Below are 25,565 nucleotides of genomic sequence, written 5' to 3' on the forward strand. Positions count from 1 at the left end.
CCGCGTTGATTCGCGGCTTTTTTGTGGGCGCTTTCCCGTGCCATAAACTCCGCTGCGCGGGTTCCAAGCATGCATCAGGTCAGCAGGTGCCCCGGATCGACCTCCGGTGCCACCCCAACCAGCCCTATCCCGGCGTCGGGGGCAAAGATCATGTCTTCTTCGTCAAGGCTCTCCCGCCAATCACCGGCAATCGCGATCTGGAACCAGTGGCCTTGCGCGTCTGCTTCCATATTGGTCAGATACGTGCGGTCCAGTTCCTTGTTGTAAGCCATCTTCAGCGTCGTGTCCGTACCGTCTCCGAAGCCGGTATAGCCCAGGGCCGAGACATCGATCCTGTCGTCAACCGTGAAGCCTTCGATAAGATCGGCAAAGCTCTGGCTGTCAGTACGGTAGCTGTCCTCGGTAGAGGTATAGCGGAACACGTCATCGTTTTGATGATGATCGGTCCACAACGATAGGTCGGTTCTGTCCCCGCCGTTAAGGCGGTCAGCGCCCCGGCCGCCGATGATGACGTCGGCTCCAGCGCCGCCGTTGATACGGTCGTTGCCGTCCAGGCCGTAGATGATCTCAGACAAGGCAGAGCCGGTAATCGTATCCCTGGCAGACGTACCTTCGACCGTGGGCGCGGTGAACACCAGGTTGGTGCTGTTCAACTGCCCCACCAGATTGCCATCAAACGCCAGTTCAAACCGGTGCCCTGCCGCATCGACGTCATAGCTCTTGAGGTAGGTGCGAGTCCCGTCTGCGCTGGCCTGGACGGCCAAGGTGCCGTCATGGCCGTTGCCGAGGCCGGTGAAGCCGAGGGCGATCAGGTCGACGCGGTCCCGGGTGGCGTCGAAGTCCTGGATTCGGTCGCTGCTGTTTTGCGTATCGGTGCGGAAACTGTCGCTCAGCTCGGTGAAGCGGAAGATGTCGGCGCCAGCGCCACCTTGCAGAACGTCGCGCCCACCGTTGCCTTGGAGCACGTCATCACCCGCCAGGCCGTGGATGATTTCGGCGGCATCAGTACCCTGCAGGATTTCCTCGCCGGCGTATCCGTCTATATGGTGCTTGCCGTCCTGGCTGCCGAAGCGGGTATCTACACTGCCATCCGCGTTCAAGCGGATGAGGCTGAAATCCCCGTCGTTCGTGCCGGCCGCCACGATCTTGCCATCGGCTTGTACCGTCAACGCTACGGGCGTGTCGGCCTCGAAGGTCACCGTGCCATTGGCACCAAAGCGGGTGTCGAAGGAACCGTCAGCGTTAAGCCGCACCACAGTGGTCAAGGCGTCGCCTTCACCATGCCCCATGACGATGATCTTGCCATCCGCTTGCAGGGCCACCACCGAGTCTTCGCCAAACCCCATGGCAGGGCTCAGGTGAAGGACACCGTTGTTGCCGAAATGGGTGTCCAACTGTCCATCGGGGCTGAAGCGCTGCAAGGCGTATGTCGGATCACCCGCGCCGGCAGCATTGTACGCAGCCCCGACCACGACACTGCCATCGGCCTGCACCGCAGTCGAGATCCCGCCATTGTAATAGGCGTCTGCGGGAATGCTGACGGTCAGCACGCCGTTGTCGCCAAAGCCATCGACTAAAGTGCCGTCATTGCCGATCTTGGTCACCGTGGCCTGGTCAAACCCGCGGGCGCTGACCTGGAATGTGCCATCGGTATTGGCCGTCAGGTCGATGTCTTTGAAGTCGTGGCTGATACCGATGGTCATGGCGCCGTTTTGACCGAAGCTAGCATCGCGTGTCCCGTCGCTGTTGAAGCGTTCCACCTGTACGCTGGTGTTCTGGGCGATGGCGATAAGCACTTTGCCATCGGGCTGCACCGCCGTCAGTTCATAGCGCGACGCCGGGGCTATCGCGGCCGGTATCAGGTCGATACCGCCGTCATGGAAGCTGGTATCCAGGCTGCCATCGGCATTCAGGCGGATGACGGAATGGTTCTGTTCGTAGCCGTAGCTTTCCTCGCCGGGCGCCCCGGGGTACCCCCACGCAAGGTACTCGGTATAGCCACCCACCAGTATCTTGCCGTCCGGCTGGATAACGATGCTCTGGTTATCATCGAACTGGCCGGTGAGGTCGACCTGGACAGTGCCAGGGCCTGTCCTCACCGTATGGGTACTTGCCGTCGTGCTATCGATAGTTGCCATGAGTTTAATCCTTTAAAGGGGTGGGATTCGTCACGCTAGTAGAGCAATTAGGATTTGCCCCCTGCCCCAATCGTTCCCACGAGCTGCGTTCGATCCATGGTTTTTCGTAGCCGGCTGGCTTCGCTAACGGGCCGGGAAAGCCATGATTTCCTGGGCGATACCCGATGCAGGGGTGTGAAAAAGCCGCGGTAATACGCGGCTTTTTTGTGGGTATCAACCTGTCCCGAGCGAGCCCCCCCTCAGACGGGCGGTTAGAACAGGTAGCCCATGTAGACCGCCGTGCCGCCACCGGCCTGCACGCCGGCGTTCATGCCGGCCATGACCACCGCGCCCTTGGCCGACTGCAGCAACTGCCGGTTGACGGTGCTGGCAGCAATGATCGAAGTCGCCGGGCTGGCGTTCAAGGCCACTGACAACGCCAGCAGCTTCGGATCAAGCCCGAACAACAGCGCTGTAGCCGAACCACCAACCACCAGGCCTCCTCCCACTTCGGTGTACATGCAGGGGCCGGTGATGTCGTCTTCGGTCAAGTCACGGGCGGCCAGCGCGTCGCTGACAAACACCTTGCCGAAGCTGGGGAAAGCTTCTGCCGCGCCGGCCGCCCCCACGCTCTTGCCCTTGATCTGGATGTTGACCTTGCCGAAGCGCGGCAGCCGCGCGCCAAATCCGGCCCCTACCCCGACGCCGCCATAGCGATAGCTGACGTCCTTGCCCTCGGGCGAACGGAGGATGATCGAACCGCCACTGCCCGCCACCAGGGCCACGGTCAGGCCGCCACCGCTGGCGGTCTGGTACGCCCAGCGACTGGCATTGACCGGGATCGGAATGTTGTAGCTCATGCTTCAAAGTCCTTTATGTGAATGAACTGCACGGCGGCCGCGCTGGCGGGTGACGTTTGCCAGACCTGCGCAGGCGAACATGAGACCCAGCGCCCCCAGTAACCCGGAAGGCCCCCATAATGCACCCGAATCATCAATGACAGCGCTGCCGGCTGGCTGCTCGGGCAGGTAATGGACGCGGACCGGCTGCCCCGGTTGGTAGCCGAATATCAGGCCGCCCTGGGGATAAGAGACTTTTTCACCCTTGTCGCTGGTGAAGGTGATTTCAGGGTGCGAACCGCCCGCATTGAGGCGGCTGACGATGCCGTCGGCGGTCTGCGCGTGGGCGAGGAATTCGCGGCGGTCAAGCAAGAGATTGACGGCGATAACCAGCAGGACGACACCGATCAGGGCGAACAGCAGGCTCAGCAATGTCTTCCCGAGGGATGAAGGGATGTCGTTAGCCATGGCTTGTCTCGATATCGTCCATGAAAGAGGGGCATCAGGATAACAAGAAGTGTCGCTCTGTGGGAGCGGGCTCGCTCCCACATCAGGTTTGACCTTGCCTTATTCCTACCTGTGCTTACGCAACAACACCCTCGTCACGCGGCGCTCCTGCACCTGCGTTACCGTCATGCTCCACGCCTGCCAATCGAGCTTATCGCCAATCATTGGCAAACGATCCAGCAGGCTCATGACCAACCCCGCGAGCGTCTGGTAATCCTCCGTCGCGTGCGCCTGGAAACCGATGTGTTCGCGGATCTGGCTGAGGTTCAGCGCACCGCTGACCAAGTAAGCGCCCTCCTCCTGCGCGAGGATGTTCGGGCCGTCGATTTCACTGGCATCGGGCAACTCACCGGCGATCGATTCCAGGATGTCAGTCATGGTCACCAGCCCGATGAAATCACCAAACTCGTTCACCACGAACGCGATATGCGTCGAGGCTGTGCGCATCTGCTCCAACGCGTTGAGGATCGTGAAGCTGTCGAGCAGGTTGATGGCTTTACGGGCAATGACTTCCAGGTTGGGTTCGTTACCGGCCAACAATTCCTTGAACAGTTCCTTTTTATGGACGAACCCCAGGGGTTCATCCACCCGCCCGTCGCGGATCAACGGCAGCCTTGAGTAGGACGAATGCATCAGCTTCGTGCGAATTTCCTCCGGCGCGTCGGCCAAGTCAATGTGGTCGACCTCCGCACGCGGCGTCATCACCGCACGGATCGGACGCTCCGCCAGCTGCAGCACCCCGCTGATCATCACGCGTTCGCGCCGATCGAACACCTGCTCGACCTCATCGCTGGCGAGCATGTCGGCGATTTCCTCACCCACTTCTTCGGCACTCAACTTTTGCCCACCGAGCAAACGCAACACCGCATGAGCGGTCCGCTCGCGCATGGGCCGCCGCCCTTGCAGGCTCTTCTTGCGCCGCGAGCGGGCCAATTGGTTGAACACCTCGATCAGGATCGAGAAGCCAATCGCGGCATAGAGGTAGCCTTTTGGAATGTGAAAGCCCAGGCCCTCCGCCGTCAGGCTGAAACCGATCATCATCAGAAAGCCCAGGCAGAGCATGATGACCGTGGGGTGCGAGTTGACGAATCGGGTCAGCGGCTTGCTCGCGATGATCATCAGGCCGATGGAGAAGATCACCGCGATCATCATGACCGACAGGTGTTCCACCATGCCCACGGCGGTGATCACAGCGTCCAGCGAGAAGACCGCATCGAGCACCACGATCTGCGCCACGATCGGCCAGAACAACGCATAGGCGGCGTTGCCGGAACGTTGCGCCACATGGCCTTCCAGCCGCTCATGCAACTCCATGGTCGCCTTGAACAGCAGGAAAACGCCACCGAACAGCATGATCAGGTCCCGGCCCGAGAAGGTCTTGGCGAAAACTTCGAACAACGGCTCGGTCAGGGTCACCATCCAGGAAATACTGGCCAGCAGGCCCAGGCGCATCAACAACGCGAGGGACAGGCCGATCACCCTGGCACGATCGCGCTGCTCTGGCGGTAACTTGTCCGCCAGGATGGCAATGAATACGAGGTTATCGATGCCGAGCACCAGCTCCAGCACGATCAGGGTCAGCAGGCCAAGCCATGCCGTGGGGTCTGCGATCCATTCCATGGGATTACTCGCTCCCTCGCAATGGCTTTAGATTGATGCAGGGTGTGGGATGAGAAAAGCGACTGGGAGGCTCCACGAGGGTGTTCATATCGACCTGAAAGAAATTAGGGATAAAAATCCTACAGTCTTTCGGGACACTTCATACGCGACGAATCATTACAGAATCTGACAAGCAGACTCGAAGCCGAATCGGTGCGGCCGCCAAAAAGATCAGGGCAAAACTGCCGACGCCTGAATATCGGGCAGATGGGCAATGTGCCATTTTTTAGTGCAGCGAGGCCATCGCTTGGCCTGCTATCGATTTGGAAAGAAAACCCTCACTGGGCAAGGTGATAGCGCAACGCCATGGTCTGAATCTTGCCTTGTAAATGCCCTACGACGCGGCTCCTTACAAAGGGGACCGAGAATGGGAAGTTTCGCTACAGAGCTGGCCCACAGAGCCGATTTGGACAAACTTTCGAAGCCTTTTAAAAGGGCACCCGTTTCAGCACTTGTGTAGAAACGCACAATTAGAGTGCAAGGGTGTTCAGGGGAGTATGGGCATGCAGGCGTTTCTATCACCGGGCATCAGACTCTTGGGACATTTCGGCTTCGCCCGAAAATTCCAGCTGTTGTTCCTGCTTTTCATCCTGCCACTCATGGGCAGCCTGTGGCTTATCGGCCAGGACTATCGCGACAAACTCAGCCTGATTTCCGGGGAGCGCGCCGGGGTACGTCAACTGCTGGCCCTGGATAACCTGGACAATCTGCTCACCGCCCAGCGCAACCGTGCGGCGCGCTGGCGAGCCACGGAAACCAATCGACAACCGACCCCCGCAACCTTGGCCGCCATGGCGGCTTTCGATGCCGTGCAGCCGGCCCTCAACCAGGCCGCCAGCGACCTGGGCAACACGTTGCAAGGCGAAGGCGCCGAAGCCGACACCCTGGCTCGCTTTCAAGCGTTGCAGAACAGCCTCAACGGCCTGGATTCGAAAAGCCTGGGCGCGGTGGGTTGGTGGCCGGACGGCTATGACCGATTCACCACCTCCCTCAGCGCCTTGCAAGCCTTGCGCGAACAAATGGTGATGGACAACCGACTGACCCTCGCCTCCTGGCTGGAAACGTATCTGCTGACCCAGATCTCCACCCAACAGACGCCGGACCTGATCGAACGGGTCGGCCGCCTGACCAGTGTCGGCCAGGCGTCGGTGGTATCAGGTCAGTTCTCTTTGCAAAGCCGCCTGCAACTGCGGGACCTGCGCAGCCGCATCGGCGACGCCCGGGATCAGTTGGTCAAGACCGGTGGGCTGCTGGAAGCGCACCTGCCCAGCGACCTGCAAACCTGGGCCGGACAATACCAGGGCAGCCTGAAAAACCTGGATGCCGGCCTGAAAGTGCTGGATGACGGCGTGTTCGGTGGCTCCATCTCGCTCAAGCCGGAAGCCTTCGAGAAACACATGGATGCGCTCCTGGCCGACCTGGCGACCCTGCGCCAACAGTCCCTGGTGGCCCTGGATACCCGGCTGGACCACTACCATGGCTCGGCCATCCGCCAGTTCACCCTGGTAGCGACAGTGTTGGGCTGCCTGCTGCTGGCGGCGCTCTACCTGTTTGTTTGCCTGCAAGCGTCGATCCGGCGCAGCGCCAGCGGTATCACCCTGCTGGCCGAAGCCCTGCGTGACGGCAATCTCAGCCTGCAAGTGTCGGTGCAGGGGCGCGATGAGTTGGCGGCCATCAGCACCGCCCTCAACGTCGCCGTGGTGCAGTTGCGCAACAGCCTGCTGGGGGTGGATCACGAAACGTTGCAACTGAGCAATGCCGTGCGCACCCTCAATACCCATTCGAGCGGCGCCCTGGGCGAAGTCGAAGCCCAACAGATGCAGATCAGCCAGATAGCTGCCGCGGCGACCCAACTGGCCGCCACCTCCCAGGGCGTGGCGAAAAGCTGTGAGCAAGCGTCCGATAGCGCCCAGCAGACCCGGCGCATCGCCACCGACAGCAGCCGCGACAGCCAGCGCACCACGACCAGCATCCAACAGCTCAACCAGCGCCTCAACGAGACCGCCGCCGCATTGGGCCGGGTCAGCGAACAGGGGCAACAGATCCAACTGGTGGTCGATACCATTCGTGGCGTGGCCGAGCAAACCAACCTGCTGGCCCTCAATGCCGCCATCGAAGCCGCCCGCGCCGGGGAACAGGGCCGTGGTTTTGCCGTCGTGGCCGATGAAGTCCGCAGCCTGTCGCAACGCACCCAGTCCTCCACGCAACAGATTGCTGCCACCGTTGACAGCCTGCGCGCCACGGTCAACGAAGCGGTCAGCCTGATGGAAGCGGCCTGCGGCCAAGCCCAGACTGATGCCCAAGCCGTCACCGGCCTGGGCGAGCGCCTGGGAGAAATCGCCAGCGCCGTGCAAAGCGTCACCGATACCCTGGCGCAAATCGCCACCGCCGTGGATGAACAAGCCAGCACCGCCGACGAGGTCAGCAGCAATATCCAGCAGGTCGACCAGGCCGCAATGCGCTTGCTGGAGGGCGCGCGGGCAGTGAACCTGGCGGCGGACACCCTGAGCCAGGGAAGCCAGGCCTTGAGCGCCAACACGGGGAGATTTCAACTCGGTTGACCGGCATTTGCAGCGAGGATGGATAAGCGGTTGAAAGCGCAGAGAAATATTTCAGATTTACGCTTGACACATCTTCGTTACCGGCGAATAATGCGCGCCACTTGGCTACATAGCTCAGTTGGTTAGAGCATAGCATTCATAATGCTGGGGTCCGGGGTTCAAGTCCCTGTGTAGCCACCAAGTACTAAAAACGGCTTATCGAAAGATAGGCCGTTTTTTTATGCCTCGGGAAAAGCAACCTGGCAAAGCTTGACTCCTTGCCACGGGGTTCTTCAGATGCCGGTTGATTTGCGCCAATCGCCTCGCATCGCTACAGTCGGCCCTACCCCACGCCACGGATGGAGCGACACGTGCCTACACATCACCCGTCGAACCTTCAACGCCGGGCAGCCGTTTCGCTGCTGGCTGTCGCCCTTGCACTCGTCGCTTGTAAGGCTCCGCCCTCTTCCACCGCCGCGCCTGCATTGCCCACCGCACCGGAAATCGCCTCCGGCTACCGCACCGACCTGCAGACCCGCCACGCCGACAAGCACATGGCCGCCGCTGCCAATCCGCTGGCGGCTGAGGCCGGGCGGGAGATGCTGCGGCGCGGCGGCTCGGCCATCGACGCGGCGATTGCCATGCAAGCGGTGCTGACCCTGGTGGAGCCGCAATCCTCCGGCATCGGCGGCGGTGCATTCATTGTGCTGTGGGACGGCAAGGCCGTGCGCACTTATGACGGTCGCGAAACAGCACCGGCTGGCGCCACTGAAAAGCTTTTCCTGCAAGCTGACGGCAAACCCATGGCGTTCACCGCCGCGCAGATCGGCGGCCGCTCCGTGGGCACGCCGGGGGTGTTGCGCGCGCTGGAACTGGCCCACCGCAAACATGGCCGCCTGAAATGGGCGTCGCTGTTCGAACCGGCCATCGCGCTGGCGGAACAGGGGTTCGCGATCTCGCCCCGGCTGCATTCGATGATCGCGGCCGACCCGTCCCTGCCGGGCTCGCCCGACATGGCCGAGTATTTCCTCAACGCCGACGGCAGTCCGAAAGCCGTCGGTACGCTGCTGAAAAACCCGGCATTGGCCGGTGTGCTCAAGCGCATCGCCAACGAAGGCGCCGATGCGTTGTACCGAGGCACCGTGGCTCAGGAGATCGTCGCCAAGGTGCAAGGCCATGCCAATCCTGGCAGCCTTTCGCTGGATGATCTCAAAGGCTACGCCGCCCGTGAGCGAGCGCCGCTGTGCACCGACTATAAGCGCTGGCAAATCTGTGGCATGGCGCCGCCGTCCTCCGGCGGGATCGCCGTGGCGCAAATTCTCGGAACACTACAGGCCCTTGAGCGACGCGACAGCCAGATGGCCCTTGCGCCCCTGAAACCGCTCAAGACCGATAAGCCCGCGGGCATCGAGCCTGTGCCCGAAGCCGTGCACCTGATCGCCGAAGCTGAGCGCCTGGCCTACGCCGACCGTGCCCAATACGTCGCCGATCCGGATGTTGTCCCTGTGCCGGTCAAAGGGCTGGTCGACCCCGGTTACCTGGCCAGTCGCGCCAGCCTGATCGGGCCACGCAGCATGGGCGTCGCCAAGCCCGGTACACCGCCGGGCATTCAAGTGGCCTATGCGCCGGACCGCTCACCGCTGCGCATTTCCACCTCGCAGGTGGTCGCAGTGGATGACCAGGGCGGCGCCGTGTCCATGACCACCACCGTGGAGTCGGCCTTTGGCTCGCACCTGATGGTTCAGGGATTCATGCTCAATAACCAGATGACCGACTTCTCCTTCATCCCCGAGGAGAACGGGCAAAAAGTCGCCAACCGCGTCGAGCCTGGCAAACGCCCGCGTTCATCCATGGCACCGACCCTGATCTTCGACCGCCAGAGCGGTGAGTGGCTGGCCGCCGTCGGTTCACCGGGGGGCTCGCAGATCATCGAATACGTCGCCAAGTCCGTGATCGGCTTGCTGGACTGGAACCTGGACCCGCAAACCGCCATCAACCTCCCCAACTTCGGCAGCCGCAATGGCGCCACCGAACTGGAACAGGGACAGTTCAGCCCGACGCTGATCCAGGCGTTGAAAGACAAGGGCCATGTCGTCAGCGAAATCGACATGACCAGTGGCACCCAGGCGATCGTCCGAGTGCGTGATGCGCACGGGAAAGCGTCACTGGCCGGCGGCGCCGACCCGCGGCGCGAAGGTCAAGCGCTGGGCGACTGATCGGCATTGCCCTGCGGCTGATAGACCAGCAGGTCAGCAGGCTGACAGTGCAGGTAGCTGCAGATGGCTTCGAGGGTCGCCAGGCGTATGCCCTTGACCTTTCCTTGTTTGAGCAAGGAAAGGTTGGCTTCCGTAATGCCAATGGCGGCGGCCAGGTCCTTGGACTTGACTTTGCGCAGCGCCAGCATCACATCAAGTTGAATCACGATAGGCATGGGTATCTCAAACGAAGGTCCGGTTTTCTGAATCGACTTCACTGGCCTGGGACAGTATCCGGGCAATGATCGCAATACAGGCCGCAAGAAACAAAGCGACGAAGGATGGCGCGGTAATGCTGAGGGTCAGCAGGCGCTGGCCGACCGGTGCATGGATCGTCATCAGCAGGCTGAGAAACGGCTCACAGATGAAATCCAGCAATACCCACAAGGCGACGGCACGACCAGCCTTTCCCAGATAAGTCGCGGCTTCGCTGGAAAAATACAGGCCCTGGGCATACCGCTTGAACAACTGTCGCAAGTTCGCCAGCCCGACCGCCAGGGCCAGCAACGGAATGCTCGACAGCAGGATCGCGCCCAGGCATTGCCAGCCGCTCAAGCGCATCGCCTCTTCAGACAGGCTCGACAGCTGTCGCTCGGTCAGGGCAAAACTCAGGCCGTAGCGTGACACCACATCGGGGAGCAGCCACGCTGCAGTGTTGACCACCATCATCATCACAATGAAGACAAGCGTAAGGGCGGCCATGCGCTGGCTGTACGAGGCAAGACGATTCGAGGACATGTGGGACTCCGGTACAAAGGGAGCCCAAAACATAGCCATAAAATTATCGTATAACAATAATTAACATGTAAAAAACGATAACATTTTTCTTGTGTGGGTGGTTTGCGAACCTCGCCCCTCTTCCACGGTCATTGGATTGTTCTACCGTTGTCGGGGCGCGCCGCTCCGGACCGTAGCCCCGAAAACCAATCATAAAAAATCGAGGTAACTCCCGTGACCACCGACATCGAAGACAGCCGTTCCGCCCGCTTCGCCTTGCGCTGTTCCAGTTTCGCCGAACGTTGGTTCCCCGACTCCTGGGTCTTCGCCGCGCTGGCAGTGCTGTTGGTCGCCGTGGCGACGCAGTTCATCGGCGCCACGCCCACCGCCGCCGCCATGGCCTTCGGCGACGGCTTCTGGAGCCTGATTCCGTTCACCATGCAAATGGCCTTCGTGGTCATCGGCGGGTACGTGGTCGCCAGCTCGCCTCCGGCCGTCAAGCTGATCGATCGTCTGGCGCGTATCCCGAAGAACGGCCGCTCCGCCGTGGCCTGGGTGGCGTTGATTTCGATGGTCGCGTCGCTGCTCAACTGGGGCCTGTCACTGGTATTTGGCGGCTTGTTGGTGCGAGCCCTCGCCCGTCGTACCGATCTGAAGATGGACTACCGCGCCGCCGGTGCCGCCGCCTATCTGGGCCTGGGCGCGGTATGGGCTCTGGGGCTGTCCTCATCGGCGGCGCAACTGCAGGCCAACCCGGCGAGCCTGCCGCCGTCAATCCTGTCGATTACCGGTGTCATTCCATTCACCCAGACCATTTTTCTCTGGCAATCGGGGGTGATGTTGCTGGCGCTGATCGTGGTCTCCCTGATCGTTGCCTACGCCACCGCCCCGGGGCCAAACAGCGCCCGCGATGCCGCCGCCTGCGGGATCGACCCGAGCTTCAGCATGCCGACGTTGCAGCCGCGCACCCGTCCTGGCGAATGGCTGGAGCACAGCCCACTGCTGACCATCGCCTTGGTGCTGCTGGCCGCCGGCTGGCTGTTCCATGAGTTTTCGACCAAACCGGCGATCAGCGCCATCTCCGGGCTCAACACCTACAACTTCCTGTTCCTGATGCTCGGCGCATTGCTGCACTGGCGGCCGCGCAGTTTCCTGGATGCCGTGGCCCGCGCAGTGCCGACCACCACCGGCGTGTTGATCCAGTTTCCGTTGTACGGCTCGATTGCGGCACTGCTGACCACCGTCAAGGGCAGCGACGCCCAGACGCTGGCCCACCACATCTCGACCTTTTTCGTACAGGTCGCGTCCCATGACACTTACGCCCTGCTGATGGGCGTCTACTCGGCGGTGCTGGGCTTCTTCATTCCCTCGGGCGGTGGCAAATGGATCATTGAAGCGCCCTACGTCATGCAGGTGGCGAACGACCTGAACTATCACCTGGGCTGGGCGGTGCAGATCTACAACGCGGCCGAAGCCCTGCCGAACCTCATCAACCCGTTCTACATGCTGCCGCTGCTGGGTGTGCTGGGACTCAAGGCCAGGGATTTGATCGGGTTTTCCTTCGTGCAACTGCTGGTGCATACGCCGCTGGTGCTGGCGCTGTTGTGGGCATTGGGCACGACATTGTCTTATTTGCCGCCCGTGATGCCATAAAGCCATAAAAAAGGGCCGATATTTACGTCGGCCCACTTTTTCTTCGGCCCGGTCTGTTTCAGTATGGAGACACCCCGCTTCGAGGGGTCCACACGCTGAAAAGGATCTGAGCATGTCCAAACTCGCCGTACTGTCTCTTGCCGCCCTGGCCTTCAGTGCCGCCACCCACGCAGCCGATATCGATGTACAACTGGGCAGCACCGAACGCGTCACCCGCCTCTTCGCCTATCCCAACAACTGCAACGTCATTTGCTTTCGCAACTGGACGCTGGAGCAGACCGTCGAGCACTACCTGACCCAGAGCGTGCAGCGCGACGGCTACGGTACGGCCAAGGTCAGCGTCAAACGCGACAAGGATAAAGTCTATGCCCACATCAGCGGCGTGCCGAAAAGCTACGGTCAGCCGCTGACCGCGCTACTCAATGCCGGTGACCTGGCCTACAACGGCGCGACGAAACTCAACAGCGACAAGAAATGGGCCTACAACTGGTACCTGTTCCTGCCACTGGGCATGGCCCTGGAAAACCGCAAGAGTGTCGAGCTGCTGCACTTCCCGCCGGATTACTCGCTGACCCAGGCCCAGGATTACCTGGAGTCGGCCACTACCGACCGCTGGGCCACCTTGCTGACAGTCAATGGGATCGCCGCTGACCAGACGCCGGGCTACCAGACCATCATCGACATCGCGCCAATCGCGGCCCCGTCCAATGCCGGCCAGACCCTGGAAGGGCTCTACGATTACTTCAACGCTTACCAGACCACCATGGTCAAGCAACTCACCCAGAACGCCAGCGGCGCCGCGTTGCCGATGGTGGCCTTCGGCGCCCCGGTGCGCAACTGGATCAAGACCCAATACGGGCAGACCGTGGGTGTGCTTGGCCTGGCGATCATCACCCCGGCGGGCGGTGCCAAGGTTCCAGTGCTGGGTTCCAACCACCCAAGCTATATCTGGTACGCCGCGGACAAGGATAACTATGGCGGTGACGAGGCCAAGGCCGATGCTGCGGGCTTGAAAGTGATGGGTCAGGACCTGAGCGCGGCCTGCTGGCAGGCCGGCATGGGCAGCAAGCCGGGCACCGATCCGACCACCCAACTGAACCAGTGCACGCAAACCTGGCAGGTCACGCAAAAAGAGCAGACCTGTGAGCTGTTCTACACCTCGATCCGTAAGCTGACGCCGCAAGAAGCGGCGAAAACCTGCGATACCCCGGCAATCAAGGCGCAACTTCCGCAATTGAAAGTGCCGATGCCGTTGCCCGCCGAAGCCATGTAGAACCTCAAGGCGCTGCCCATGTCAGTCTGCACCGACATGGGAAAGCGCCTCAGGCTCCTGTCAGAGTCGACAGTAGAAGTGACGCTGGGGTTGGGGGAAACTGTGGAGGTCCAACGCGTGTTGGCAGGATCGCCGGCACTGAAGATTCCCCTACCGACAGGGACCGTCATGACCACCTCCAGTCCATATCAAGCCCGCTCGCGACTCGGGGATTGTATCTATCCCCAAAAAGCCCTCAGTACGCGGTCGCAATACCCCTCGACCCGGGACTTCCAGGTCCGCCGAACCGCCGACGGACGCGGACAAACCGTCATCACCCGACGAAACTTCGCGCCCATGGAGCGCATTTGCAGGGTTTCGGGGCTGCTGGTCGGCCGACGCGGCCTGCATACATTGCAGGTGCTGCCGGACGTCCATATGTACGACCCGTACTTCGCCGGCCTGTTGGGGCATTCCTGTAACCCGAATGTCTTTCTCGACATGAGCGAACTGTGGCTGTGGGCCCTGACTCACATCGCCAGCGGCGACAGCCTGACCCTCGATCACGCCAGCACCGAACAGAAGCTGTATCGCCAGTTTGCCTGTCAGTGCGGTTCGTCCAACTGTCACGGCTGGATTACCGGTTATGACGAACCGCCCAACGAGCAGGGAATGGAATTCCTACGGTGCTGGCGCCATCGATGTCATCGCGATTGACCCGCGGAGGTCACTCACCCAAGGGACGCAACCGATACTGCGGCGGCAATTGCTCGAAACCGCTGATCGTGGTGTCCAGGCTTTTCCAGCGGCCGTCCTTGATGCCGTAGATGCAGCCATGAATCGACAGCTTCTGGCCGCGATGCCAGGCGTTCTGCACGATGCTGGTGTGACCGACATTAGCCACTTGCTGAATCACGTTGAGCTCGCACAGGCGGTCTACACGCTCTTCCTCGGTCGGCAACTGAGCCAAAGCCTCACGATGCTCGTAGTACAGATCGCGAATCGTGCGCAGCCAACCGTCGATCAGGCCAAACTGGCGGTCCTGCATCGAGGCACGCACACCGCCGCAGCCATAGTGGCCAGTGACCAGGATGTGCTTGACCTTGAGCACGTCCACCGCGTACTGGATCACCGACAGGCAGTTGAGGTCGGTGTGTAGCACCACGTTGGCTACGTTACGGTGGACGAACAGATCACCCGGTAGCATGCCGACGATTTCGTTGGCCGGCACCCGTGCATCGGAACAGCCGATCCACAGGTACTCGGGGGTCTGCTGACGAGCCAGCTTGGCGAAGAAGTCAGGATCCTCCTGCTTGATCGCATCGGCCCAGCGCGCGTTGTTATCAATCAGATCTTGTAATTCGTTCATGCTGTCTTGCCCTCGAGAATAGTGCGCAACTTTGACAACGGACCGCCCGTCGAGGTCACTTCGATTACGTCGTTGGAATTCCTGGCACCGCTACGGGTCCACCCAGTAAGGCCCACAGTATGAGGAATTACCATGAATGATTCACGACGTCCCTTCGATGCCACGCAACCGGAACCCATCGACGACAACGAAGACCGCATGGGCTCGATGCGCGAGCTTGAATTCGATGACGAACAGCACAGTGCGAAGATCGGAGACGAGCTACCGGAAAACGAACGGGAACAGTTGATGCCCCGTGAACGCGTGCGAGAAGCCGGCCTGACGGGCGCCTCGACGGACGACCATCAACCGACCGACGACGACATGAGCCCCGAAACCCTCATCCACGAAGACGGCGCCCGAGACGCCCATGAAGCCGGTGACGAGGGTCAGGCCGATTGGGACCTGAGCGTGGTCGACGAGGATGAAATCGGTGGAGGCGATGGATTGGACGAGGCGGAAATGGCGGATCTCGACCCGCTGGATGGCAAGCGCTGAAGCGAGCCTGGTCTCACTGCTGATCCCTGTGGGAGCGGGCTTGCTAGCGAAGGCGTCGGTCCATTTGACGTCGATGCAAACTGATCCATCGCTTTCGCGAGCAAGCCCGCTCCCACAGGGGCATGCGCTATGCCCGCTGGAACATCAATCCACCAGCGTACACGCCATCACCACCGCATCTTCGCGCCCACCCACCGCCGGGTAGTAATCCCGGCGCCGGCCGATCTCGTTGAAGCCATAGCGCTCGTACAACCGGAACGCCGTACGGTTGCTGTCGCGCACCTCCAGGAAGCATTCCCGGGCCTTGGCCTCGTAGGCAATGGACATGAGCTGTTCGAGCAGGCGCAACCCCAGGCCACGGCCCTGGTTTTCCGGCTTGACGGTGATATTGAGCAGGTGCGCTTCATCCAGGATGATCTGCACCACGCCATGGCCCACTTGCTGCTGGCCTTCGAACATCAGCCAGATCTGGTACTTGCCCAGCCCATCGAGAAAGATCCCACGGGTCCAGGGGTGGCTGTAGGCCGCGTATTCGATTTTCAGCACAGCGTCGAGGTCCGCCTCGGTCATCGGGCGGAACGATACGGCGTCACTCATTCGATTCTTTCCAACGCGCCATCAGCCGGCGCATGGCTTGCCAGGCATCAGCCTTGTGATGTGGCGTTTCCATTAACAGTTCCAGCCCGGGCAGCGCCCAGACCGAGCCCAGACCGTCTACCTGCAGTTCGCGATTGAACGCATCAGCGTCCGCCTCGCCGGCAAACCGCACCGCCGGCAGACCGATCAGCCACAGGCAGACACAAGGCTCGTCTTCGAGCCGGGCCGAGACAAAACCCTGGACAAAATCCCGCGCAGCCTCCGGCCCCTGGTCCATGGTGCCGCGCGACAACAACGGCCAGCGCACCGGCTCGCCGATAATCTGCGGGCTGTCCGGCAGCCCGGCGGCGCGCAGCATGTCCTTGAGCAGCAAATAGGCCGGATCGCGGCTCTGGAACGGCTCGCCGGTGGGCAACTCCACCAACAACAGGCAACGTCCGGCGCGCAACAGTTGCAGGGCGAAACGCGGTGGGGCGACCGGGGCAATCCTGGCCGGAGCCGGGGCCTCGTCGGCATCTGCCACGGGCTTGGCGTTGGTACGCGTCGAGGCAAGGCTTGGGCGCGGCACCTCGATTTTCGGCCGCTCGGGCGCAGGTGTCGGCGCCGACGGCTCGGCGGGCGCCTTGACCGCTGGCGCGGCCGGAGCCGGCGTCATGTCCAGTGGCTCAGGCATTTCCAGCAGCTCGGGCCGCGACGGGGCGGCGAACGGCAATTCGGTACGCGGCAGCCAGTTGACCACCTGCATGGCGGTCAGATAGGCGCGGCGACGAGACTCGATAAGCAAGGGTCGGCCACTTGTGGATAACTGAAAGTGGGAGGGATTCTACCGCCCTTCGACGCGGATCGCTTCCCTGTTGAATCAATAGTTGACCAAGACCGACGACAGTCCGTCTCAGGGGTGAATCGCAACCGGCGCGATGCAGTACAATCGCCGCTTTTAATTGCCAACCCGACGGCCATTGCGATGATCGAACCCAAGCGCGTCTTGCGCGCCCTCGCTGAACACTGGGCATTGCTGGAACCTTTGTGCGAGCACTTCGACCAGGGCACCCTGAGCCTCAACGAACTGCGTTCACAACTGGCCGCCCAACAACTGGACAGCACGCCCCAGGACATCACCAGCCTGCTGGACGTGTGGATCCGCCTGGACATCCTGGTGCCGGTGGCGAAAAGCCCGAACCGCTTCGAGCTGAACGCCCAGATCCATGACTTCCTCGCCTACCTGCGCCGCGAACACCGCCTGGGCCTGTGCCTGGAGATCGAAGCCTACCTGCGTCACCTGGAACGCCTGGCCGGCTACATCCAGGATGCGTTTGACGTGCGCGACGGCAACGACCTGGCCCGCCAGTTGCGCCTGCTGGACATGCGCGTGCGGGACGTCCTGAAGAAACTCGCCAACGACGAGCAGGCCCTGGTGGCCGTGGCCGAACGGGCCAAGACCAGCGACCGGCAGATCCCGCTGCGTCAGCGCTACGCCGAAGTGCTGGCGACCTGGGACGAATACGTCGAACCGATGATCCAGTTGGTGAACGCCGACGGTGCGTTCGAGCAAGGCGTGCGCAAGGTCGAGAACGTGCTGTTGCGCATGCTCACCGAGCAGCAGCGTCTCGGTCACCTGGTGGACGACGACATGCTGTTGCGCACCCACGCCCGCATCCTCGAAATGCAGACCAGTGCCCAGTTGACCCTGCGCCATGCCCGGGAACTGCTGTTGCCGTTGCGCGAAGAAGCCCGCCGCCATAACGCCGTGACCCGCGGTGCGGCGCTGGCCCTGGCGGCCATTCGCCGTAAAGGCATCGATGCCGTGCCGCAGGCGGCCATGCCGTTGTTCACTCGGCCGCAAAGCACCTTCCTCGGCAGCGCCAGCCAGGTGGAAGCCTACGTCTACGCCCTGGCCCGTTTCGAACCGAAACCGGCGCGCTTCCCCAAGTCCCACAAGACCCACAAGGGCGGCGAGGCCCCACGTGCGCCGCGCACCGTGCGCGAGATGGTCGAGCGCTGCGAAGACGCGTTGCCGATGCCCGACCTGATGACCTGGCTGCTGGAGCAGGAACCGGACGGCGCCACCGACGAATTGCTGTACTGGTTCTCGCGCCTGTCGCGGGAAAAACGTTTCAAGCGCGAGCGCCTGGAACGCCGCGACTACCACACTCACGAGCATCAGGTCAGCCTGCGCTCCTTCGCCCTGCTCTCGGCCCGCGACAACGCTACCGAGGATTCTGCGAGCATCCCCCATGCATCTTGATCTATCCGAACTGTCCCAGCTGGCGCCGATCTTTCGCGAGCTGTTCAAGGGCTACCACGTCAGCCGCCGCGACCCGGAGCTGTATGCGCAGCTGTCCAACTTCCAGGACCAGTACCGCACGCTGTTCAAGGCCCTGGGCTTCGAACTGGTGTGCGATACCCGGGGCTTCTACTACTTCGTGCCGGACCTCGCCGCCGCAGCGGTGAACAAGACCGCCCAACGCCTGGCCCTGTTCACCTTCATCCTGGTCGAGCACCTGGCCGACCAGGGCCGCGACCCGATCGCCGTGCTCGACGGCGGCAGCCTGGGCCGCGATGAACTGCCTTCGCTGCTGGAGAAGTACCGCGACCTGTTCATCCAGGCCGAAGTGCAGACCCAGGAAGAGCTGGAAGAAAAGATCATGCGCCGCATGACCCAACTGGGTTTCGCCAGCGAGGACAACGGCGTGTACCGCTTCCTGCCGCCGATGCATCGCTTCCTCGACGTCTGCCTGTCGGTCCAGCAGGACCGCGACCTGGCCGCCAGCCTGCACAGTGTGCTGCCGCTGCCGGCGCCGGTATTGATCGATGAAGACAGCGACGAGAAGCTGCTGCAAACCGACGACCCGCTCGACCTGGCACCGTTTGCCGACGAAAGTGAAGAAGACGCACTGGCCCGAGCCATTGCCGAAGAACAGGAGACCGACGCATGAGCAAGGAACGCTACGGCATCCGCCGCTTTGCCCTTTTGAATACCGCCGGCTACAGCCTCGGCCTGTTCCCGCTGGAAGAACCGCTGTCGGTGTACGGCGCGAACAACCTCGGTAAATCCGCTTCGATCAACGCCTTGCAGTTCCCGATTCTGGCGCGCATGTCGGACATGAGTTTCGGCAAGTACAGCCTGGAACAATCCCGGCGGTTCTACTTCGCTTCGGACACCAGCTACATCCTCGTCGAGGTCGCCCTGCCCCACGGCCCGCACGTCATCGGCGTGGTCGGTCGCGGCCCGGGTGGCGGTTTCGGCCACCAGTTCTTTGCCTACGCCGGCAAACTCGACCTGGCCCACTACCAGAAGGATGACACCTGCCTGCGCCAGAAAGAGCTGTTCACCAACCTTGAGCGCGAAGGCCTGAAAGCCTATGAACTCAAGCCTGATGAACTGCGCCGCCTGCTGGTGGGTGGACACACCTCGATTCCCCTGGACCTGACGCTGATCCCGCTGCGGTCCACCAGCGAGCAAAGCCTCAAGACCTTCCGCGCACTGTTCATCAACCTGCTGCACATGCGCGAGATCACTGCGGCCAAGCTCAAGCAACTGTTCCTCGATGCGTTCGAACACAGCCTGCGTTCCGGGAGCGTGGACTACATCGCCGCGTGCGAAGAAGCGTTCCGTGATGTACGACGCATGGAGCAGGATTACAACGCCTTGGTGGCCGCCGGCCCGCTGGTGGAAGCCCTGGCCAATGGCGTGAAGCAGCGCGATATCCTGCGCGGCAAACTGCATCGCCTGTCGCCGCTGCTCGACTCGCTGCTGGGTACATGGTCGGACTACGCCGGCGCGCGCAAGGAAGAGCTGACCATCCAGGCCGAACACTACCGCGCCGAACAGGACTCGCTGCAGAACGACCAGCGCGGTGGCACCCAGGAGCTGATGCGCCTGGAGCGGGAAATCACCGGCATCCAGCGTTGGCTCGGCGAACTGTCGGTGCTCAAGCATCGCTTCGCCCTGGTCGATGACGTGAAAGTGCTGGAGCAACAATTACTTGCCGCCAAGGACGCCCACGACGAACTGGCCGGCGCCCTGGCCCAGTCCCGGCAGTTCAGCGCCGAAGACCTGGAAGAGCGCCTGCGGGATCTGGAAAAACGCCTGAAGTCGGTGAAGCAGCAACTCGATCACGCCGACAACAACAGCTACGCCCGCCTGCGCGAAGAGTTCTCGCAGCAGGACGTCGAACGCCTGATGCGCCTGTTCAACAGCGCCTTGTTCAGCCTGCCGCTGGGCGAACACGGCATCGCGCTGGACGAGAACGGCGAGTGGGTCAAATCCCTGGAGCTGATCCTCGACGGCTTCAAGGGTGAGCGTTTCGAAGTGCCGGGCCTGTCCATCGACCTGTCCCACATCGAGCCGCCCGCCCTGCAAGCCCTGGCCGACCGTGCCGCGCTGCGGGACCAGAAGGAGCGCCTGGAAAAAGAACTCAAGCAACTCAAGACCCAGCAAGCCGTGGCGGCCGACCGTGCGGCGAGCAAGACCCAGACCGAAGCGCTGTACCAGCAGGTGCTGGACGCACAGAAAGCCCTGGAAGACTTCCGCCGCGCCCAGACCCTGAGCGCCGAAGAAGGCGAGAAGCTTGAGCAACTGGCGCAGATGGAAGCGGCCCAGGACGAACTCAAGCGCTCCAGCGATGCCTTCACCGAACGCGTCCAGCAGCTGTCCGCCAAGCTGCAATTGGTGGGCCGTCAGATCGCCGACATGGAAGCCAAGCAACGCACCCTCGACGACGCCCTGCGCCGTCGTCAATTGCTGCCAGCGGACCTGCCGTTCGGTACGCCGTTCATGGACCCGGTCGACGACTCCATGGACAACCTGTTGCCGCTGCTCAATGACTATCAGGACAGCTGGCAAGGCCTGTTGCGGGTCGACGGCCAGATCGAAGCGCTGTACGCCCAGGTACGGCTCAAGGGCGTGGCCAAGTTCGACAGCGAAGACGATATGGAGCGACGCCTGCAACTGCTGATCAACGCCTACGCCCACCGCACCGATGAGGCCCTGACCCTGGGCAAGGCACGGCGGGCGGCGGTGACCGACATCGCCCGGACCCTGCGTAACATCCGCAGCGACTACGACAGCCTCGAGCACCAACTGGCGCTGTTCAACCGCGAGATCAACAAACGCCAGGTGTCCAACCTGCAGAGCTTCCGTATCGTCCTGGCGCCGAACAAGGAAGCGCTCAAGCACATCGACCAGATCATCCACAGCGCTGGCCAGTACGAGGAAGGCGAGACCCTGTCGGTGTTCGACCTCAGCCAGAGCGCCGAGCAGGACAACAAGAACGAAGAAGCCAAGGAGTACCTGGCGCGCCTGGTGGCGGCGAACCACAACCAGCTCGGCCTCAAGGACCTGTTCGAACTGGCGTTCGAGATCACCAAGGTCAACGGTCAGCCGGTGATCCACACCGACATCGACGGCGCGGCGTCCAACGGCACCACCATGACCATCAAGGCGCTGACCAACATGTACTTGTTGTTGCACTTGATGGACCGCGAACAGGCCGGTCGCGTGCGCCTGCCGTACTACCTGGACGAAGCGGCAGACATCGACGAGAAAAACCAGGCGGCGCTGCTGGAAACCAGCCTGCAACTGGGCTTCGTGCCGATCCTGGCGAGCGTGAAGCCGCAAGTCTGCGCCAGTGTCGCCATCGACCTGGAAGGCGGCAGCGGCCCGAACGGCATCTACATCGACGAGGCGGACTGGAAGTACATCCGTCGTCACGACGCGGTGAAAGCCACGGTAAATGTCCAGGCCGACGAGCCGGAGCTGAACCCGGTGTGAGGTGAATCGTCGGACATGAAAAAGGCCGCAATCCGATTGGATCGCGGCCTTTTTCATGTTCATGCGCTCCCTGTGGAACCTACTTGTCCAACTTGATCTTCGGCGCCCAGGTCAGCCATTCGTCTTCGAATTTATCGAACAGGGCGAAGGTCTGTTCCGGACGTGCCGGATTACCCATCCGATCGCCATCCGGGGTGGCGAAAGCGATACCGCCCTGGATCAGCGTCTCCAGTGATTCGGTGCGTACCGTCGCGCCTTTGAACAAACCGAAGTCCAGGCCAAAGCCACTGCTGTTCCAGAATCGCGTGCCGCTGCGCACCAACGGCGCATATTTGGGTTCGATCAGGATATGGATCAGCACCCGATCCGCAGTCTGGCCCAATTCATACCCCGTGACTTTGCCTACGGTAATTTCCCTATAGGTTACCGGCACGCCTATCTTCAACGAACCGCGGCGAGCTGCGCTCAACACCAGGCTCAGACCGGCTTCGGGCACGACGGTCTCCGGCGGGTTGGCCAGGGCCACGAAGCTTTTCTGCGGCCCGAGGTTTTTCGCCGAAGGCTGCACCTCGATGTATTGGCCGGTCACCAGCGTCTCCAGGTTGGAGGTCTTCATCAACCCCAACTCAGGCTTGACCACCCAGAACTGTGAACCGACCCGGGCAATGCGCTCTGGCACTTCGGTGATACGTGCGCTGACCAGCACCGACTGCATATCGGCGCTGAGATCCACGTCCTCGATCTTGCCCACATCCAGCCCTTTGAAACGGATCGGCGTACCGCGGCGCAAGCCATCGGCGCGATCGACCCTGATCGTCACCAGCGTCCCCCGCTGTTGCGCGGCTTCACGGTCTTCAAACAAACGGAACCGTGGAATGCGCCGTTTCAGCGGCACATTCGGTTCCGGCGTTTCGAAGGAAATGCCCCCGGCCATCAAGCTTTGCAAGGACTCGCTCTTGACTTGGATCCCGCCCGTGAAACCGCCGGTGAGGGTGATGCCGCTGGCGTTCCAGAAGCGTGTCGAGCCGTTGACCAGCCCTTCGTATTCCTTCTCGATGTGCACACCGATGATCAATTGCTTTTTCTTGCGGGAGAACTGGTAGCTCTGCACCGAGCCGACCTTGACCTGCTTGTAGAGGATCGGGCTGCCGACCTCCAGCGAACCCAGGTTATCGGTGAGCAGGACCAAGTGCAGCCCCGGCGAACGCAAGTCCAGCGGCGGCGCCTTCGCCCTGGCTTCGAACTCGCGCTGCGGTGCACCGCCCTTGTCGCCCGGGCGCACGGCAATGTAGTTACCCTTGACCAACGCTTCGAGGCCGGTAATACCTGCCAGGGAAATAGACGGCTTGACGACCCAGAACTGGGTACCGCTTACCAGGTAATCTTCCGCCAGTGGGTCCATGGTCAATTCAGCCGTGGCGCTGGACAGGTCCGGGTCAACCTTGAGGTTCTTCAGGCTGCCGACCTGGATGCCCTTGTACATTACCGGGGTGCGGCCGGCCTGCAGACCTTCGAAGTCGCTGAGCTTGACCTTCACGCGGATGCCGGCAGCGGCCGCATCGAAGTCTTCGTAAAGACGAAACGGCAGGCTTGGGTCAGTCGGCGGGCTGTCTTTACGGCTTTCCGGCGTGGCGAACGCGATGCCACCGGCCACAATGCTGGCAAGGGACTCGCTGCGCACTTTGACACCCGACAGGTTGGCATCGATGCTGATGCCGCTAGCGTTCCAGAAACGCGTGTGTTTACGCACCAGGCTGGCGTAAGTCGGTTCGATGAACACTTTGATCTCGACGGTGCTCTGGTCCTCGGACAGCAGGTAGCTTTTCACCTGCCCGACCTGGATCTGCTTGTAGAACACCGGGCTGCCACGGTTCAGCGAACCGAGCCGGTCAGCCTTGATGGTCAGGTGCAAACCCGGCTTGGAATCCGACAGCGGCGGCTCCTCGGCCAGGGCTTTGAACTTGCGGGTCGACTCCCCCTCCCCCGGGCTGATCGCCACGTAGTTGCCCGACACCAGGGTTTCCAGGCCGGTAATTCCCGCCAGGGTGACGCTCGGCTTGACCAGCCAGAAACGCGTTCCGGTCTTGAGGTATTGCTCGACGTCCTTGTCCATCTCGATGGTCGCGACCACGCCTTTGGAGCTGCCCTCATCATCGAGCGTAAGGCTCTTCACCTTGCCCACCGACATGCCTTTATAGACGATTTCGGTTTTGTTGGCCTGGATGCCTTCGCCGCTTTCGAAGCGTACGCTGATTTCGATTCCGGTGTCGTTGTAAGCCCGCCAGCCGAGCCAGCCGCCGATGATCAAGGCAATCAACGGCAAGACCCAGATGGCCGACCAGTTCGAAGCCGGTCGGGTTTTAGCGGTAGGCAAATCAGTCATGGTCGTTATCCGACTCCGTGTTATCCCAAATCAGCCGGGGATCGAAGGTTACTGCGGCAATCATTGTCAAAATCACTACGCTGGCAAAAGCGATAGCGCCGAGTCCGGCTTCGACACTGGCGAGGCGGCCGAAATTCACCACTGCCACCAGAATCGCAATCACAAAAATATCCAGCATCGACCAACGGCCAATAAATTCAATGAAACGGTACATAAAGATGCGTTGCCGTGCGGACATGGGCTGGCGCCGTTGCACGGAAACCAGCAACAAGGCGATGCCCACCAACTTGAAGGTTGGCACAACGATACTGGCGATGAATACCACGCCAGCGATAGGAATCATGCCGTGCTGCACCAACTCGATGACACCGGCCATGATGGTGCTTGGAGCTCCCTGGCCCAGCGAATTGATGGTCATGATCGGCAGCAGGTTGGCCGGAATATAAAGAATCGCGGCAGTGATCAACAATGCCCAGGTCCGCATGAGGCTGTTCGGGCGGCGCGGATGGACTCGCGCGCCGCAACGGCTGCAGGTCTGGCCGTGAGCCTCGGGATCCTGCCGATTCAACTCATGGCATTCCGTACAGATCAGAATGCCTGCATCAATCGCCCTCATGGGCATCCTCTCCTGATAACGCTTGCCAGATCTGGTGCGGTGACATCACCACCTCCAACCAGACCTGGACCAGCAACAAACTGATGAAACACACCAGGCCAAGGCCTACGGTGATGGCCGCCATGTCTGCCAGCTTGACGATGGCCACCAGGACGCCCATGAGGTAGACCTCAAGCATCCCCCAGTCGCGCAGATGGTGATAAATGCGATACAGCAGCAAGCCGTAACTACGCCCAACATTCAGGCGGATGGTCAGTAGCACCAGTAACTGACACAGCAGCTTGAGAAGCGGGATACCCATGCTGCACAGGAACACCACGACCGATATGCCCTGCATGCCGGTATCGAACAGCCCCACCACGCCACTCCAAACGGTGTCCTGGGAGGACTGCCCGAGCAGGTTGAGTTGCATGATGGGTAAAAAATTGGCCGGTACATACAACAGCAGGGCGGCGATCACCAAGGCAAGGCTGCGTTCGACGACATTGTGCCGGTGAGCGTAAAGCTCATATCCGCAGCGGGGACACTCGGCTTTTTCGCCTTGGGCCAACCGAGGCTTGCGCATCAACAGGTCACACTCATGGCATGCCACCAGATCATTCAGGGGTAGATCTGACAACCTCTCAGTGTCTGACGGATCGGGCATAAAGCGCTCTGGCTCGGCTAAGGTGGGGCTATTCTAGTGCTCCCGCTCGTAAATAACTGTGCAAATTTATTAACGAACTCAGCGGACTTTCCTGCGGGCAAAACA

The 25,565-nt window shown here is 61.5% G+C and carries 21 protein-coding genes and 1 tRNA gene; 10 read left to right on the plus strand and 12 right to left on the minus strand.

Features of this window, described 5'->3' with window-relative positions; all coding sequences use genetic code 11:
- Positions 1-74 precede the first annotated feature (74 nt).
- The 4 genes from J7E36_RS17030 to J7E36_RS17045 form a co-directional block, all read right to left on the minus strand.
- Positions 75-2,138, minus strand: a complete 2,064-nt coding sequence (locus J7E36_RS17030) for a calcium-binding protein (RefSeq protein ID WP_215005096.1) — start codon at positions 2,136-2,138, stop codon at positions 75-77.
- A 251-nt stretch (positions 2,139-2,389) separates the two neighbouring features.
- The gene (locus J7E36_RS17035) at positions 2,390-2,977 is read right to left on the minus strand and encodes a hypothetical protein (RefSeq protein ID WP_215005099.1); all 588 of its coding nucleotides are present in this window, start codon (positions 2,975-2,977) and stop codon (positions 2,390-2,392) included.
- 3 nt (positions 2,978-2,980) lie between these two features.
- The gene (locus tag J7E36_RS17040) at positions 2,981-3,424 is read right to left on the minus strand and encodes a DUF3592 domain-containing protein (protein WP_215005102.1); all 444 of its coding nucleotides are present in this window, start codon (positions 3,422-3,424) and stop codon (positions 2,981-2,983) included.
- A gap of 105 nt (positions 3,425-3,529) precedes the next feature.
- Complete coding sequence (locus J7E36_RS17045) at positions 3,530-5,083, minus strand: TerC family protein (RefSeq protein ID WP_215005105.1); 1,554 nt, start codon at positions 5,081-5,083, stop codon at positions 3,530-3,532.
- A 542-nt stretch (positions 5,084-5,625) separates the two neighbouring features.
- On the opposite strand from J7E36_RS17045, the gene J7E36_RS17050 reads away from it, so the two are divergent.
- The 3 genes from J7E36_RS17050 to ggt all read left to right on the plus strand — a co-directional run bounded on the left by J7E36_RS17050 (position 5,626) and on the right by ggt (position 9,878).
- The gene (locus tag J7E36_RS17050) at positions 5,626-7,683 is read left to right on the plus strand and encodes a methyl-accepting chemotaxis protein (protein WP_215005108.1); all 2,058 of its coding nucleotides are present in this window, start codon (positions 5,626-5,628) and stop codon (positions 7,681-7,683) included.
- 103 nt (positions 7,684-7,786) lie between these two features.
- Positions 7,787-7,863, plus strand: a tRNA-Met gene (locus tag J7E36_RS17055).
- A 170-nt stretch (positions 7,864-8,033) separates the two neighbouring features.
- Positions 8,034-9,878 carry a gamma-glutamyltransferase gene (gene ggt, locus J7E36_RS17060; RefSeq protein WP_435304179.1) on the plus strand — a complete coding sequence of 615 codons (1,845 nt, stop codon included), beginning with the start codon at positions 8,034-8,036 and terminating at the stop codon, positions 9,876-9,878.
- On the opposite strand, the gene J7E36_RS17065 is transcribed toward ggt, so the two are convergent.
- Positions 9,860-10,093, minus strand: a complete 234-nt coding sequence (locus J7E36_RS17065; RefSeq protein ID WP_215005113.1) for a helix-turn-helix domain-containing protein — start codon at positions 10,091-10,093, stop codon at positions 9,860-9,862. The two genes, ggt and J7E36_RS17065, sit on opposite strands and share 19 nt — an antisense overlap.
- 7 nt (positions 10,094-10,100) lie before the next feature.
- Entirely contained in the window at positions 10,101-10,655 is a 555-nt protein-coding gene (locus J7E36_RS17070) for a DUF2975 domain-containing protein (RefSeq protein WP_215005117.1), read from the minus strand.
- A 213-nt stretch (positions 10,656-10,868) separates the two neighbouring features.
- Between J7E36_RS17070 and J7E36_RS17075 the strand changes: the two genes are divergently transcribed.
- The 3 genes from J7E36_RS17075 (at position 10,869) to J7E36_RS17085 (ending at position 14,256) form a co-directional block, all read left to right on the plus strand.
- Positions 10,869-12,287 carry a short-chain fatty acid transporter gene (locus J7E36_RS17075; protein ID WP_215005120.1) on the plus strand — a complete coding sequence of 473 codons (1,419 nt, stop codon included), beginning with the start codon at positions 10,869-10,871 and terminating at the stop codon, positions 12,285-12,287.
- Positions 12,288-12,399: 112 nt separating this feature from the next.
- On the plus strand, positions 12,400-13,560 hold the full coding sequence (locus J7E36_RS17080) for a hypothetical protein (RefSeq protein ID WP_215005123.1): 1,161 nt from the start codon (positions 12,400-12,402) through the stop codon (positions 13,558-13,560).
- Between the two features lie 168 nt (positions 13,561-13,728).
- Positions 13,729-14,256, plus strand: a complete 528-nt coding sequence (locus J7E36_RS17085; RefSeq protein WP_215005126.1) for a lysine methyltransferase — start codon at positions 13,729-13,731, stop codon at positions 14,254-14,256.
- 10 nt (positions 14,257-14,266) lie between these two features.
- Here J7E36_RS17085 and can read toward each other — a convergent pair whose 3' ends face one another.
- Positions 14,267-14,908, minus strand: a complete 642-nt coding sequence (gene can, locus J7E36_RS17090; RefSeq protein WP_215005129.1) for a carbonate dehydratase — start codon at positions 14,906-14,908, stop codon at positions 14,267-14,269.
- Between the two features lie 132 nt (positions 14,909-15,040).
- On the opposite strand from can, the gene J7E36_RS17095 reads away from it, so the two are divergent.
- On the plus strand, positions 15,041-15,445 hold the full coding sequence (locus J7E36_RS17095; RefSeq protein WP_215005132.1) for a serine kinase/phosphatase: 405 nt from the start codon (positions 15,041-15,043) through the stop codon (positions 15,443-15,445).
- Between the two features lie 144 nt (positions 15,446-15,589).
- On the opposite strand, the gene rimI is transcribed toward J7E36_RS17095, so the two are convergent.
- Positions 15,590-16,042: a ribosomal protein S18-alanine N-acetyltransferase gene (rimI, locus tag J7E36_RS17100; protein WP_215005135.1), complete on the minus strand. Its 453-nt coding sequence runs from the start codon at positions 16,040-16,042 to the stop codon at positions 15,590-15,592.
- Positions 16,035-16,826, minus strand: a complete 792-nt coding sequence (locus tag J7E36_RS17105) for an energy transducer TonB (protein WP_215005138.1) — start codon at positions 16,824-16,826, stop codon at positions 16,035-16,037. Before J7E36_RS17105 ends, rimI begins: the two co-directional genes overlap by 8 nt.
- Positions 16,827-17,006: 180 nt before the next feature.
- Here J7E36_RS17105 and mksB point away from each other — a divergent pair, with 180 nt between their 5' ends.
- From mksB to mksF, 3 genes are read left to right on the plus strand one after another with little or no spacing between them, the layout of a single operon-like run.
- Positions 17,007-18,287 carry an Mks condensin complex protein MksB gene (gene mksB, locus J7E36_RS17110; RefSeq protein ID WP_215005141.1) on the plus strand — a complete coding sequence of 427 codons (1,281 nt, stop codon included), beginning with the start codon at positions 17,007-17,009 and terminating at the stop codon, positions 18,285-18,287.
- Positions 18,277-18,978: an Mks condensin complex protein MksE gene (gene mksE / locus J7E36_RS17115; RefSeq protein WP_215005144.1), complete on the plus strand. Its 702-nt coding sequence runs from the start codon at positions 18,277-18,279 to the stop codon at positions 18,976-18,978. The genes mksB and mksE overlap by 11 nt, the downstream gene beginning before the upstream one ends.
- On the plus strand, positions 18,975-21,815 hold the full coding sequence (mksF, locus tag J7E36_RS17120; protein ID WP_215005147.1) for an Mks condensin complex protein MksF: 2,841 nt from the start codon (positions 18,975-18,977) through the stop codon (positions 21,813-21,815). Before mksE ends, mksF begins: the two co-directional genes overlap by 4 nt.
- A gap of 79 nt (positions 21,816-21,894) precedes the next feature.
- Here the strand turns inward: mksF and J7E36_RS17125 are convergent, their stop codons facing one another.
- The 3 genes from J7E36_RS17125 to J7E36_RS17135 are packed head-to-tail and all read right to left on the minus strand — an operon-like array spanning position 21,895 to position 25,460.
- Positions 21,895-24,198, minus strand: coding sequence for a PqiB family protein (locus J7E36_RS17125; RefSeq protein ID WP_215005150.1), 2,304 nt, complete (start codon positions 24,196-24,198; stop codon positions 21,895-21,897).
- Complete coding sequence (locus tag J7E36_RS17130; RefSeq protein ID WP_215005169.1) at positions 24,191-24,814, minus strand: paraquat-inducible protein A; 624 nt, start codon at positions 24,812-24,814, stop codon at positions 24,191-24,193. Before J7E36_RS17130 ends, J7E36_RS17125 begins: the two co-directional genes overlap by 8 nt.
- Positions 24,801-25,460, minus strand: a complete 660-nt coding sequence (locus J7E36_RS17135) for a paraquat-inducible protein A (protein WP_215005172.1) — start codon at positions 25,458-25,460, stop codon at positions 24,801-24,803. Before J7E36_RS17135 ends, J7E36_RS17130 begins: the two co-directional genes overlap by 14 nt.
- Between the last annotated feature and the right edge of the window lie 105 nt (positions 25,461-25,565).

The organism is Pseudomonas fluorescens (genome assembly GCF_018614775.1).
Classification (GTDB): domain Bacteria; phylum Pseudomonadota; class Gammaproteobacteria; order Pseudomonadales; family Pseudomonadaceae; genus Aquipseudomonas; species Aquipseudomonas fluorescens_BY.

Excerpts from the sequence above, each read along its gene's own strand:
- J7E36_RS17130 (WP_215005169.1), bottom strand. The coding sequence starts at position 24,814 with ATGAGGGCGATTGATGCAGGCATTCTGATCTGTACGGAATGCCATGAG.
- mksF (WP_215005147.1), top strand. The coding sequence starts at position 18,975 with ATGAGCAAGGAACGCTACGGCATCCGCCGCTTTGCCCTTTTGAATACC.
- can (WP_215005129.1), bottom strand. The coding sequence starts at position 14,908 with ATGAACGAATTACAAGATCTGATTGATAACAACGCGCGCTGGGCCGAT.
- J7E36_RS17095 (WP_215005132.1), top strand. The coding sequence starts at position 15,041 with ATGAATGATTCACGACGTCCCTTCGATGCCACGCAACCGGAACCCATC.
- J7E36_RS17030 (WP_215005096.1), bottom strand. The coding sequence starts at position 2,138 with ATGGCAACTATCGATAGCACGACGGCAAGTACCCATACGGTGAGGACA.
- J7E36_RS17065 (WP_215005113.1), bottom strand. The coding sequence starts at position 10,093 with ATGCCTATCGTGATTCAACTTGATGTGATGCTGGCGCTGCGCAAAGTC.
- J7E36_RS17035 (WP_215005099.1), bottom strand. The coding sequence starts at position 2,977 with ATGAGCTACAACATTCCGATCCCGGTCAATGCCAGTCGCTGGGCGTAC.
- mksB (WP_215005141.1), top strand. The coding sequence starts at position 17,007 with ATGATCGAACCCAAGCGCGTCTTGCGCGCCCTCGCTGAACACTGGGCA.
- J7E36_RS17045 (WP_215005105.1), bottom strand. The coding sequence starts at position 5,083 with ATGGAATGGATCGCAGACCCCACGGCATGGCTTGGCCTGCTGACCCTG.
- J7E36_RS17125 (WP_215005150.1), bottom strand. The coding sequence starts at position 24,198 with ATGACTGATTTGCCTACCGCTAAAACCCGACCGGCTTCGAACTGGTCG.
- J7E36_RS17085 (WP_215005126.1), top strand. The coding sequence starts at position 13,729 with ATGACCACCTCCAGTCCATATCAAGCCCGCTCGCGACTCGGGGATTGT.
- rimI (WP_215005135.1), bottom strand. The coding sequence starts at position 16,042 with ATGAGTGACGCCGTATCGTTCCGCCCGATGACCGAGGCGGACCTCGAC.
- J7E36_RS17040 (WP_215005102.1), bottom strand. The coding sequence starts at position 3,424 with ATGGCTAACGACATCCCTTCATCCCTCGGGAAGACATTGCTGAGCCTG.
- J7E36_RS17080 (WP_215005123.1), top strand. The coding sequence starts at position 12,400 with ATGTCCAAACTCGCCGTACTGTCTCTTGCCGCCCTGGCCTTCAGTGCC.
- J7E36_RS17135 (WP_215005172.1), bottom strand. The coding sequence starts at position 25,460 with ATGCCCGATCCGTCAGACACTGAGAGGTTGTCAGATCTACCCCTGAAT.
- J7E36_RS17050 (WP_215005108.1), top strand. The coding sequence starts at position 5,626 with ATGCAGGCGTTTCTATCACCGGGCATCAGACTCTTGGGACATTTCGGC.
- mksE (WP_215005144.1), top strand. The coding sequence starts at position 18,277 with ATGCATCTTGATCTATCCGAACTGTCCCAGCTGGCGCCGATCTTTCGC.
- J7E36_RS17070 (WP_215005117.1), bottom strand. The coding sequence starts at position 10,655 with ATGTCCTCGAATCGTCTTGCCTCGTACAGCCAGCGCATGGCCGCCCTT.